Here is an 11,379-nt window from a genome sequence, read left to right on the forward strand (position 1 = left end):
ACAGTTTCATGAAGGTTCTGTGATTCTTTCAGAACTATCCTTTCTGAAGGGATCTGCTGTTACAGCTTTCCTCTGTAGAGAATGCAAGAAAGTAATTATAGATTATTCGGACGAAAATTCTGATTTCAACCAGCGGTAAATTCAGATTTACCTTAGAAACTGAATATACACAAAGCACTTGCTACGGCAGGTGCTTTTTTCATGCCCTCACGGAGGTGAAACCGCATGGCAAACAGAATCAAGGGGATCACGGTCGAGATTGGCGGTGATACTACCAAGCTGTCGAAAGCGCTGGAAGGTGTCAACAAAAACATCAAGAACACGCAGACGCAGCTCAAGGATGTACAGAAGCTGCTGAAACTTGATCCGACCAACACAGAACTGCTCTCGCAGAAGCATAAGCTCCTCGCCGATGCGGTGAAGGCTACCAAAGAAAAGCTGGAAACCCTGAAAACGGCGGCAGAGCAAGCAAATCAGGCGCTGCGGAGCGGCGACATCTCACAGGAGCAGTATGATGCCCTGCAGCGTGAGATCATCGAAACGGAACAGGAATTGCAGAACCTCCAGCGTGAAGCGGAGGCTTCCAACACGGCGCTTGCCAAGCTCGGTCAGGCGGGAGAAATGCTTGAAAAAGCCGGTGACAAGATCGCCGATGTCGGAACGACACTGACCACTCATGTGACCGTTCCCGTTATGGCTGCCGGAACAGCCGCTGTCAAGACCGCAGCCGACTTCGACTCCGCCATGAGCAAAGTCGCTGCTGTATCCGGTGCGGCCGGTGATGAGCTGGACGCTCTCCGGAACAAGGCTCGTGAGATGGGCGCAAAAACCAAGTTCTCCGCTTCCGAGGCTGCCGACGCTATGAACTACATGGCAATGGCGGGCTGGAAAACCGGCGATATGCTGGAAGGTATCGAGGGCATCATGAACCTCGCTGCCGCTTCCGGTGAGGACTTGGCGACAACTTCGGATATTGTAACAGACGCATTGACCGCTTTCGGCTTATCTGCTGCCGACAGCGGTCATTTTGCTGATGTTCTGACGGCGGCATCGTCCAATGCAAATACGAATGTCAGCATGATGGGTGAAACCTTCAAATACTGTGCGCCTGTTGCAGGCTCTCTCGGATTCTCCTGTGAAGATACAGCGCAGGCTATCGGTCTGATGGCAAACAGCGGTATCAAGGGTTCGCAGTCCGGTACGGCGCTCCGTGCAATTATGACAGCGCTTGCAGGTGATGTCAAGTTCTGCGGTGAATCCTTCGGCGAAATCGAAATTGCAACGACCAACACCGACGGTTCGATGCGTGAACTGAATGACATTCTGGCGGACTGCCGTGTGGCTTTCGCACAGATGTCGGAATCGGAACAGGCATCGGCGGCACAGGCGCTGGTCGGCAAGAATGCGATGTCCGGTTTCCTTGCGCTGATGAATGCTGCACCTGCGGATATTCAGAAGCTGGAAGGCGCTATTTCTACTTGTTCCGACGAAATTGACGGATACAACGGTGTGACCGCAAAGATGGCTGCCGTCATGCAGGATAACCTCGGCGGGCAGCTCACCATTCTGAAATCGCAGCTTCAGGAACTTGCCATTTCCTTCGGCGAAATCCTGATGCCTGCAATCCGCGCAATCGTGACGGAGATTCAGGGCTTCATTGACAAACTGAACGCTATGGATCCTGCCACAAAGGAAACCATTGTCAAAATCTCACTTGTAGCAGCTGCACTTGGTCCGCTTCTCATTGTAGTGGGCAAAACAATAGGTACAGTCGGCAAGCTGATGCAGTTTGTATCAAATATCCCCACTATTATAGCGGGAGCTAAAACAGCATTTTCAACATTTGGTGCTGCCATAGGCGGTATAAGCGCTCCTGTAATAGCTGTAGTTGCAGTAATAGGTACCTTAGTAGCTGCATTTACTCACCTCTGGAAAACAAATGAGGAATTCAGGAACAACATAACTGCAATATGGAACCAGATAAAGGATACATTCCGTAACTTCACACAGGGGATAGTTGACAGGATTAATGCCCTGGGCTTTGACTTCAAAAACATATCTGAGGTAATAAAAGCAATCTGGGACGGGCTGTGTAAATTCCTTAAGCCTCTGTTTGAAGGTGTTTTTAAAGAGATTGCCGATGTGTTTAAATTCATTACAGATACCATTCTCAGCATACTTGATGTATTTGTCGGTATCTTTACAGGTGACTGGAGCAGAGTATGGGAAGGTATTAAGGGCATATTCACTGGCATCTGGAATTTTATCGTATCTACCATAAAGAACGTCTTCAATACTCTTGATAAGATATTCGGCGGAGCACTCAGCAAGATAAAGGATGTTATTGTAAATGTCCTTACAGCTATAAAGGATTTCTTTGTAAATATCTGGACTGCTATCAGTAACAAGGTCAAGGAGAAAGTTGAGCTCATCAAGCTTGTTATCACTACAGTCTGGAATGCCATTCATACTTTAATCAGCGCTGTTCTCAATGCGATAAAGAATGTCATAAGCAAGGTATGGAACGCGATATACAGCGTCGTATCCCCGATCCTTAATGCAATAAAAACTGTTGTTGAAACCGTATTCAACGCTATCCATTCACTTATAAGCAGTGTTATGGAATGGGTACACAAGAATATAACCGAGAAGCTGGAGATAATCAAGGCTGTTTTTACAATTGTCTTTGATGCTATAAAGAATACCGTAGAAGCTGTATTTGATGCTATCCATTCAGTTATCAGCAGCGTCATGGACTGGATCCATGATAATATAACTGAGAAGCTTGAATTGATAAAAGCAGTTTTCACCATAGTCTTTGAAACTATAAAAAACGTAGTTGAAACTGTTTGGAATACAATTCATACGGTGATTTCCACTGTATTAGATGCAATATGGAATGTAATATCAAGTGTCTGGAACTTCATTTCTGACCATATAAAAAACACTCTTGATACGATAAAGGCTGTTGTTACTACAGTCTGGAATGCTATCAGCGACTTTATATCCGGAATTGTAAATACAATCAAGTCAGTTATCTCGAATGTATGGAATGCAATAAAAGACACGGTCACAAACATCATGAATGCAATAAAAAATACTGTCTCCAATATATGGAACAGTATCAAATCGACAATATCTTCAACTATTGGCGGTATCAAGGATACCATCGTTAACGGTTTCAACAAAGCTGTAGACTTTGTTAAGAACCTTGGAAAAGAGGCTTGGCAGTGGGGCGCAGATATAATCAACGGTATTGTTGATGGTATCAAGAGCTGTATAGGCAAAGTCGGTGACGCAGTTAAGAGTGTTGCCGATAAGATAAAGTCCTTCCTGCATTTCTCAGTACCGGATGAAGGTCCTCTTACTGACTTTGAGAGCTGGATGCCGGACTTTATGAAAGGACTGGCAAAAGGAATCAATAATAGCAGAAAATACGTAGAAAAGGCTATAGAAGGTGTATCTGAAGCGATGTCACTCACTATGCAGTCAAGGCTTAATATCAATATGGACGGCGTTTCAGGTGCAATGATAACTGGCAGTAGTGGTGTGGTTAATAACTACTACAACAACGACAACAGCCGGATAGTGAATCAGACTAATAATAGCCCGAAATCGCTGTCACGGCTGGAAATTTATCGTATGACGAGAAATGCACTGAATATTATTTGATGTAAGCCTTTAATTCCTTTTTTAATTCGGGAAGATCATCATGGATAGTATCCCATACAATTAGCATATTGACACCAGAATATCCATGAACTATACGATTCCTCATACCATATATCTGCTTCCAAGGAATAGTTTTAATTTGAAGTTTTGCTTCATCAGATAGCGATTGTTTTGCAAGTTCACCAATTTGCATGAGGTTAAACACACAAGCTTCAACTCTCATAGAATCATTTTGGAACTCCGAAAGAGTACTACATCCTTCGCAGTATTTAAGAACAGAGCAAATATGGTCATATATCTTTTGCAAAACTTGTTTATCTTTAGCTTCCATAAATAATTACTCCTGTTTTGGCAATTTCGTTATCAACTTCTGAATTAGGATCAATTTGTGATATGTCAAGTAAATCTACTTCTTTACCGAGCGCAGAAACCACATCTTCGAGTAATCCGTAAAATGCTAATCCTTTCAGACCACTGTCAACAAGTAAGTCAATATCACTTTTTTCTTCTGCAGTACCTTTGGCATAAGAGCCAAATAATACGGCCTTTCTAATTTGATATCCCGAAAATATAGGAGATAATATGGATTGAATTTGATCAATTGTATATTTTTTTTGCATCATAGATAACACCTCCAAAAAGGCTAGGAGTTGGTTATTCTTCTACGTATAGTATAGCACATAACGTGCGAAAAGTCAAGGAATCTGAAATGGAATGTTAAAATAAATAGCTATATTCTTTCTGGTTTTAGTTGCCATTTCGTGTACTTTTGTTTTTTTCCCAATAATAAAGGTAAAGGTATTTCTTATTAATTCTTTCGTGATTGGTCATAGGAAATTTAAGAAAATACTTTTGAATTCTGGATTTGCATATTAGATGACTGTTTATAAACTTAAGCAAACGATTTGGAAGCTTACGAATTAAAGCGTATTTTTTTAAATCGCTTTTAATCTGTTCTTCTAATTCTTGGAGTATATCGGAAAATGGAAGATTAGTATCAAGGCTTTTGAATCCGTCAACTTCATATATTTCCTGGCTATTATCATCGTAGAATCCTATTGAAACAGAGGCATTATGTATTATTATACAATCTATGTTATATTTTTCATAAAATTCCTTCTCTAAATTGTACATTTTAAGTTTTTCATGATTTAATTCGTATTCACCGTCTATGTTTGCTAAAATACTTGTGGCTCCTAAAACAATGGCGATTAGAGTTCGGTGATTTCCATCACCACTTAAGAAGTACTTATCTTCATTTTTTATATAGGTCATTTTAACAGGATTATTAAGTTTTTGATAGATATCACGTGTATCTGAGAGATTTTTGGATGCTTTATCTAGCCATCGATTAAACCTACTTGGTTCTCTGTCTCCTTCTTTCATTATTCTTACGTTTTCATAAAATGACAGACCTTCTGTTGAACGTCCAGTCCAGAGGATTTTGTCAGTTGGGACGAGTCTTCTTTCCAGTGCTAAACTATGATAATTATCCAAGACTCCGTCCGGGTATTTATTTACAATTCGACTTTTAACAGCGTCTATATGTTCTTTAGACACGCCAATATTTCGCAAAAACTGAGTAAAATCACCATCAAATTCTCTATATGCTGAGCCATTGTATTGAACGTAACGATACATGGGTAGCACGCTCCAGTCTATTGTTAAGATTATAAATATATTATACATCATTACCCATGAAAGATCAACAGGAGGTAAGTATGTTTTTTAGCCTTATTCTTGAAAACCAGAGTGGCGACCGTATTGACATGACAACGACCGCCAACCAATATATGACCTCTCAGATAGAGGGGTTATCACCTCCACCCGGAACGATAAGCACTTCCGGCTATGCAGGTATGGACGGCAGTTATCTGAACAACGCCTTCATTGAAAAGCGGAATGTGGTCATTCACTTCGAGATGCGGGGTATCGACATAGAAGCTCGCCGTCACCAGCTATACAAGGTTGTGAAGCCATCGCGATATATAAAGATCTACTACAAAACCGCAGGTGTTGACGTGTACACTGAAGGCTATGTCGAGACCTGCGAGATCAGCAATTTTGAACAGCTTACAACGGGACAGATCTCCATACTCTGTCCCGATATTTATTGGTATTCAACAACACCGGTTATAGCTCAATACAGCCACATTGTCGGTGCATTTACCTTTCCGTTTCCTTCTGAGACAAATCCTCAGCCTTTTGTGCTGGGCAAATTCAATAGGGATAATACTATGAATATTGTCAACGAAGGCGATGAGACCGGCTTTACGCTGGTTATTGAAGCTACTGCAGACGCCCGTTCTCCTACACTGTATAACGCAGATACAGACGAGTACATGCAGATCACAGGCGATATCCTTGCAGGCGACGTTATAACAGTCACAACCAAGACCGGCAATAAAATCGTTACTCTTGATCGCGGCGGTGTTAAGAATAATATTATAAACCGGCTTGTTTCGGGCTCTACCTGGCTTACTCTTCGTGAAGGAAATAACCGCTTCTATCTCCAAGGAACAGGCCTTGAAAACCTGAAAGTAAGGATAATCCACACAAATGCTTATCTGGGGGTGTAGCATGCAGATCGAGATTTACAATATGCAGCCGGACGGTTATGCACTTTCTATCACCCTTGAAGCCATATGTGACAGTTTTTCTTCTCTGATATGGGACGTTGAGTACTATAAATGCGGCAGCTTTGAGGTATATATAGCCGCAAGTCCGTTGAATATCAGTATCTTCAGGACTGGACGCATAGTCGGACGTGATGATGATAAAGAGCACTTCGGCATCATTGAGTCGGTGCAGATAGACACGGATACAGAGAACGGCGACTACCTGACGGTACGTGGGCGTTTCCTCATGTGCCTGCTGGAGCGGCGTATTATTCATCCTACGCTGAATATAACTAGGACGACGGCATACAGCGAAATCGTGCGATCTGCCGTTACACTTAGTGCGATACAGAACGATAATCGACGTATTCCCGGACTGTCACTTGGCGATGTGTATGGCTTGTGCTGGGAGCAGACGGCTACTCTACAGGTATCATACGCCAACCTTATGGAATGGGTGTATACGATCTGTGAGAAGATCGGTGGAACGGCAAATATCCGACTTGTGAAGAATACCGGAGAGCAATACCGTATGGTGTTTGATCTATATGAAGGCAGCGACCGCAGTATTATGCAGCAGGATAATCCACATATCATATTCTCCGATACATACAGCAATCTTCTGTCATTCAGCTATGCAGAGGACGCTTCTGTAGAACGCAACTTCGCATATATCTTCGGTCAGGGGAAAGGCGATGAGCGTAAACGCACTACTTACTATGACGGCGACGAACCTGCATATCTCTCCCGATATGAGGTGTATGTGGACGCGGATGATATCTCTGAAACAGAAGATGTTGATGGAGAAACAGTGCCAATACCGGAAAATAAATATATTGAATTGCTAAAAACAAGAGGCTCAGAACATTTGATACAGGCTAAAACAGTATCAGAATCCGAAATAGCTGCTAATAATTCGCAATATCAGTATAACAAGGATTATGCGGTCGGCGACTATGTTACTGTTCAGCATAAACGTTTCGGTATGATTCAGCCGAAAATACAATTAATAGTTATGATAGAGTGCTTTGACTGCAATGGTCGTAGCCTCACACCTACATTCAAAAAGGAGGAACAATAATGGCTTTTTACAGCGGATTCTTTAATTCAAATGGCTTTGACAGAACATATACTGCAGAAGACTTCACAGCATATCTGTCAAGTATCATCTGTAATGGTATACTTGACACCTACGGCAGTAACTTCAGTCTGACACCTGCATCAGGTTTGAAAGTTACTTTAGGTACAGGAAAGGCATGGATAGACGGCCATTACTTCATTAATGACGCAGAATATACCATAGATTTGAGTCAGTATCAGGATGAGTCACTTCCGCGATTTGTGGCTGTTTCTATTCTATGTGATACTTCGGAGTCAGTAAGGGCTGTATCTCTTGAGGTAGTACCGGGAACACCTGCGGAATTACCTGCACTACCTAATTTTGAAGCAGAACCGAATAAGACAAGGTTATTGCTGTATGCAGTAAGGATATCTCCGGAAGCTATAGCATTAACGGCACAGGATATTCTGGACTATCGTGACGATAACAGTGTATGCGGTTACTGCAGATGCATCCTGGGTAAATGCAAGGTTACTGATATGCAGGCTCAGATAGCGCAGCTCATAGCAGAGATGCAGGGATATAACGGGAAGATAAATGAGCTTGAAAATACAGTAACTGAGCTTAATGCCAAGGTCAATAACTTCTCAGGAGATATAGTCGGGTATGGTACCTGCGGAGATAATGTACATTATGTGCTGTTCTCAGGCGGAACATTACTGCTCAGCGGCTCTGGTGATATGTATGATTATGAAAGTGATAATAACGCAGATGCCAATTTATCGCCGTTTTTTAATCGTAATGATATAAAGTCGGTTGTTATCTCTGATGGTATTACTTCTGTCGGTACCTTTGCCTTTACATTCTGTGATGAACTCAAAAATGTATCACTGCCAAACAGCCTGACACGTATAGGCAGAAACGGCTTTATGCCGCATATAGACGAGTATGTTGAACATCATGTGCTTAATGGGCTGACATCACTTAAACTGCCGCCAGATATCACAGAGCTTGGCAGGTATGCATTCAGTGGTACAGCCATAACTGCCCTTATTGTCCCGGCTTCTGTAACAGCTGTGAGTATAGAGGCGTTCAGCGGCTGTCAGGCTCTTGAAACCGTCCGTTATGAAGGAAGAATCATAGGAGACAGAATGTTTGCATCATGTACTGCACTAAAGGATTTCACTATTGCCGCTACTGTAGAGGAAATATCCGCAGGCAGCTTCAATTACTGCGATAATCTTGAGCTTATCACGTATGAAGGAAGCCTTGAAGCATGGGCTGCAATACGCAAATCAAGCGGCTGGGACGGCCATAGCGGCAATATAGGAAACAAAGGCCTTAAAAAGGTACAGTGCCTTGACGGATATATGGAATATGACTTTGAAAACAGAGAATGGAGGGAAGTTCATAACTGATGTGGAAATTCCTTGTAAGGAACCAGAGCATAGAAGTTCTCGAGCGTGAAGTACTTGCAGACCACCAGATCAGGTATGTCCAGTTTAAATTCACCTTTGAAGGCGACTGGAAACGGTTTCATAAGGTAGTGCAGTTCAGTCAGGGAGACGATACATACAGTTTAGTTCTCGGATATGATGGGACAAGCTGTTATCTCCCTGCAGAGCTTCATGCAGGTGCTGTAAAAATGTCTCTGTTCGGTTATGATGCGGAAAGTGATACTACCGTCCGTGCAACCACAGTTCCTGTTACGCTAAATATCCGTTTCTCTGGATTTACAGGCGATGATGATATTCCAATTCCGCCGACACCTGACCTGTACGTTCAGTTACTTCAGCAGATAAGACAAATGAATACTGGCTCAGCAGGTCAGTCTGCATATGAACTGTCAGTTCAGGAAGGCTTTACCGGATCACTGTCAGAATGGCTGCAAAGCCTGCACGGCAAAGACGGAGCTGACGGAAAGAATGAAACTGACGGCAGAGATGGTATTGATGGAAAAGACGGACGAGACGGAACTGATGGTGCAAACGGTCGTGACGGCATAAATGGTGTAGACGGAAAGGATGGCAGAGACGGTATCGATGGTAAAGACGGCATATCGCCTGATATATCAGAAATAACTGCCATAGTTCGGCAGATGATAGAGCAGCTGCCAGATAATGGACATTCACATAATAACAAGGCGTTGCTTGACGCAATCACCGCCAGCTATACTACGGAGGAACGTCAGGGTATTCAGAATACACTTGCCTCACTGCAGGCTCAGATAGATAATCTGCATGCAAACGATAGCTCAGTAACGCTGTTTAAATCCGGTAATTCGGCTCTATCCGAATACGGTGAAAAGCTATATACCTTCTATGTTGACGGTTATCGCTCCCTTTCAGGCTTTGCAGATACATACCATAACTTCTGCAGTCCTGAAAATGACTATGCCATTTCATATAACCAGCCGGATTTCAACTGGGGAGCTGAGATATACACCATGTGTATAACGCCTGTGAGAATGTCAGCTTCGTCTAAGGTACTGTTCAGCTATAGATGCGGCATCAATCAGGGCGGAGAAATGTGGCTGGTACGAAAGGCAAATACTGAACTTTCTGCAGCTGAAACAGCCAGATATATCCACGAACAGATCATAAATGGCAGTGCTATATCAATACCGTTCAGATGGCTGCAATCCGAAGACAGATATATTACGGTGCTGCTTTCAAGAGAGGACTTATCAGCCGATGAGTATTATCTTGCATGGAAAGCAGTTACTGATAATACACATCCGCATATCAGACTCATAAAAATACTGGAGGTGACAACATGAAAGAGACGATATGTATGGTTATAGGCGCAATAGGCGGATTTATCGCGTCACTGTTCGGAGGCTGGGATTCAGCTCTTGCAACACTCATAATCTTTATGGCTATTGATTTTGCAACAGGCATGATAACAGCAGCAATGGGCAGGTCCAAACATACAGATTCCGGCAAGCTCAGCAGTAAAGCCGGATGGCTTGGGCTGGCAAAAAAGTGCAGTATCCTTATGCTAATTATTGTAGCGGTTAGACTTGATATTCTTCTGAATACAAACTATGTCCGTGACGCAGTCTGCATAGGCTTCTGTGCTAATGAAGTTCTATCTATTATTGAGAATACCAGTCTCATGGGTATTCCATATCCACCCGCACTGAAAAATGCTATTGAAATCCTGCAGGAAAAAGCAGGCAGAAAGGATGATAATGATGACAATGATTCTGAAGGCAGATTCTAATAATGTTATAAACGGAGTTCCGGTTAATGAGTATATGCTCACAAACCATAATCCCAATAATATCGAAATGCCCTCCGCCTCTATGGAGGGCAAAGTTATAGGTATAACCATTCATAATACAGACTGGATAACTACAATAGAAGGTACTACGCCTGCTGAGCAGTATACCAGAGCTACAGTAAACGGCAATATGAAGGATGTACGTGTTCACTATTACTGTGATGACACCTGTGCATGGCAGAACCTGCCACTGACGCTTTCAGGCTGGCATGCAGCTGATGGAGACGGCAGCGGCAACAGACGTACTATAGCTATTGAGTGTATTATGTCTTCTGCCTATAACGATACTGATAAAAAGTCAGAGGATAACTGTGCAAGACTGGCTGCGGCCCTCCTTAAGATGTATAACCTCAGTATAGATAACCTGTATACGCATACTTACTGGCTCAATGTCCGTGACGGTAAGAAGGGCTCCATTGATGAGCTCAACGTTATGTATAATAGCTATAAGATGTGTCCGGCATATATACTCCCGCACTGGAATGAATTCAAGGCTAAGGTACAGTCGTATATGGGAGAACCGGCGCCTGTCCCTAAGCCGAAGACTGCAAGAAAGTATCTCTACCGCGTAAGGAAGACATGGCAGGATACAAAGTCCCAGGTCGGTAATGTCATTAAGCTAAGGAAAAGTAAAATAATCACAGGAATCAAAAAGATCCTGTGATTATTTTTTTTGTATATAATGTAAATTTTTGCAAAAAGGTATTGACAAATAGCCAAAAATGTGCGGCGCAGCTAATCAGA

General features: G+C 42.8%; 11 protein-coding genes. 8 read left to right on the top strand and 3 right to left on the bottom strand.

Going from position 1 to position 11,379, the window contains the following annotated elements; genetic code table 11:
* The first annotated feature begins 19 nt into the window (after positions 1 to 19).
* Both IKW96_RS14800 and IKW96_RS06500 read left to right on the top strand, forming a co-directional pair.
* Positions 20 to 139: a PF20097 family protein gene (locus tag IKW96_RS14800; protein WP_367112945.1), complete on the top strand. Its 120-nt coding sequence runs from the start codon at positions 20 to 22 to the stop codon at positions 137 to 139.
* Between the two features lie 86 nt (positions 140 to 225).
* Positions 226 to 3,672, top strand: coding sequence for a phage tail tape measure protein (locus IKW96_RS06500; protein ID WP_296571978.1), 3,447 nt, complete (start codon positions 226 to 228; stop codon positions 3,670 to 3,672).
* On the opposite strand, the gene IKW96_RS06505 is transcribed toward IKW96_RS06500, so the two are convergent.
* The 3 genes from IKW96_RS06505 to IKW96_RS06515 form a co-directional block, all read right to left on the bottom strand.
* The gene (locus tag IKW96_RS06505; RefSeq protein ID WP_296571981.1) at positions 3,665 to 4,003 is read right to left on the bottom strand and encodes a HepT-like ribonuclease domain-containing protein; all 339 of its coding nucleotides are present in this window, start codon (positions 4,001 to 4,003) and stop codon (positions 3,665 to 3,667) included. The genes IKW96_RS06500 and IKW96_RS06505 overlap by 8 nt on opposite strands.
* Positions 3,993 to 4,295 carry a nucleotidyltransferase family protein gene (locus IKW96_RS06510; protein ID WP_296571986.1) on the bottom strand — a complete coding sequence of 101 codons (303 nt, stop codon included), beginning with the start codon at positions 4,293 to 4,295 and terminating at the stop codon, positions 3,993 to 3,995. The genes IKW96_RS06505 and IKW96_RS06510 overlap by 11 nt, the downstream gene beginning before the upstream one ends.
* A gap of 124 nt (positions 4,296 to 4,419) precedes the next feature.
* Positions 4,420 to 5,313: a hypothetical protein gene (locus tag IKW96_RS06515; RefSeq protein ID WP_296571989.1), complete on the bottom strand. Its 894-nt coding sequence runs from the start codon at positions 5,311 to 5,313 to the stop codon at positions 4,420 to 4,422.
* Positions 5,314 to 5,393: 80 nt separating this feature from the next.
* Here IKW96_RS06515 and IKW96_RS06520 point away from each other — a divergent pair, with 80 nt between their 5' ends.
* From IKW96_RS06520 to IKW96_RS06545, 6 genes are read left to right on the top strand one after another with little or no spacing between them, the layout of a single operon-like run.
* A complete protein-coding gene (locus IKW96_RS06520) occupies positions 5,394 to 6,251 on the top strand; it encodes a phage tail domain-containing protein (protein WP_296571991.1) in 858 nt (285 codons plus the stop codon).
* 1 nt (position 6,252) lies between these two features.
* Positions 6,253 to 7,371, top strand: a complete 1,119-nt coding sequence (locus tag IKW96_RS06525; RefSeq protein ID WP_296571994.1) for a siphovirus ReqiPepy6 Gp37-like family protein — start codon at positions 6,253 to 6,255, stop codon at positions 7,369 to 7,371.
* On the top strand, positions 7,371 to 8,768 hold the full coding sequence (locus IKW96_RS06530; protein WP_296571997.1) for a leucine-rich repeat domain-containing protein: 1,398 nt from the start codon (positions 7,371 to 7,373) through the stop codon (positions 8,766 to 8,768). Before IKW96_RS06525 ends, IKW96_RS06530 begins: the two co-directional genes overlap by 1 nt.
* Positions 8,768 to 10,129, top strand: coding sequence for a hypothetical protein (locus tag IKW96_RS06535; protein WP_296572001.1), 1,362 nt, complete (start codon positions 8,768 to 8,770; stop codon positions 10,127 to 10,129). The genes IKW96_RS06530 and IKW96_RS06535 overlap by 1 nt, the downstream gene beginning before the upstream one ends.
* On the top strand, positions 10,126 to 10,575 hold the full coding sequence (locus IKW96_RS06540) for a holin family protein (protein WP_296572004.1): 450 nt from the start codon (positions 10,126 to 10,128) through the stop codon (positions 10,573 to 10,575). The genes IKW96_RS06535 and IKW96_RS06540 overlap by 4 nt, the downstream gene beginning before the upstream one ends.
* Entirely contained in the window at positions 10,547 to 11,299 is a 753-nt protein-coding gene (locus IKW96_RS06545) for a peptidoglycan recognition family protein (protein ID WP_296572008.1), read from the top strand. Before IKW96_RS06540 ends, IKW96_RS06545 begins: the two co-directional genes overlap by 29 nt.
* The last annotated feature ends 80 nt before the right edge of the window (positions 11,300 to 11,379 follow it).

Origin of the sequence: Ruminococcus sp. (assembly GCF_017549005.1) — a bacterium.
In the GTDB taxonomy this organism is placed as follows: domain Bacteria; phylum Bacillota; class Clostridia; order Oscillospirales; family Ruminococcaceae; genus Ruminococcus.

Bases quoted from the DNA above. Each gene is read 5' to 3' on its own strand.
- IKW96_RS06500 (WP_296571978.1), top strand. From the start codon at position 226: ATGGCAAACAGAATCAAGGGGATCACGGTCGAGATTGGCGGTGATACT.
- IKW96_RS06505 (WP_296571981.1), bottom strand. From the start codon at position 4,003: ATGGAAGCTAAAGATAAACAAGTTTTGCAAAAGATATATGACCATATT.
- IKW96_RS06510 (WP_296571986.1), bottom strand. From the start codon at position 4,295: ATGATGCAAAAAAAATATACAATTGATCAAATTCAATCCATATTATCT.
- IKW96_RS06515 (WP_296571989.1), bottom strand. From the start codon at position 5,313: ATGTATCGTTACGTTCAATACAATGGCTCAGCATATAGAGAATTTGAT.
- IKW96_RS06520 (WP_296571991.1), top strand. From the start codon at position 5,394: ATGTTTTTTAGCCTTATTCTTGAAAACCAGAGTGGCGACCGTATTGAC.
- IKW96_RS06525 (WP_296571994.1), top strand. From the start codon at position 6,253: ATGCAGATCGAGATTTACAATATGCAGCCGGACGGTTATGCACTTTCT.
- IKW96_RS06530 (WP_296571997.1), top strand. From the start codon at position 7,371: ATGGCTTTTTACAGCGGATTCTTTAATTCAAATGGCTTTGACAGAACA.
- IKW96_RS06535 (WP_296572001.1), top strand. From the start codon at position 8,768: ATGTGGAAATTCCTTGTAAGGAACCAGAGCATAGAAGTTCTCGAGCGT.
- IKW96_RS06540 (WP_296572004.1), top strand. From the start codon at position 10,126: ATGAAAGAGACGATATGTATGGTTATAGGCGCAATAGGCGGATTTATC.
- IKW96_RS06545 (WP_296572008.1), top strand. From the start codon at position 10,547: ATGACAATGATTCTGAAGGCAGATTCTAATAATGTTATAAACGGAGTT.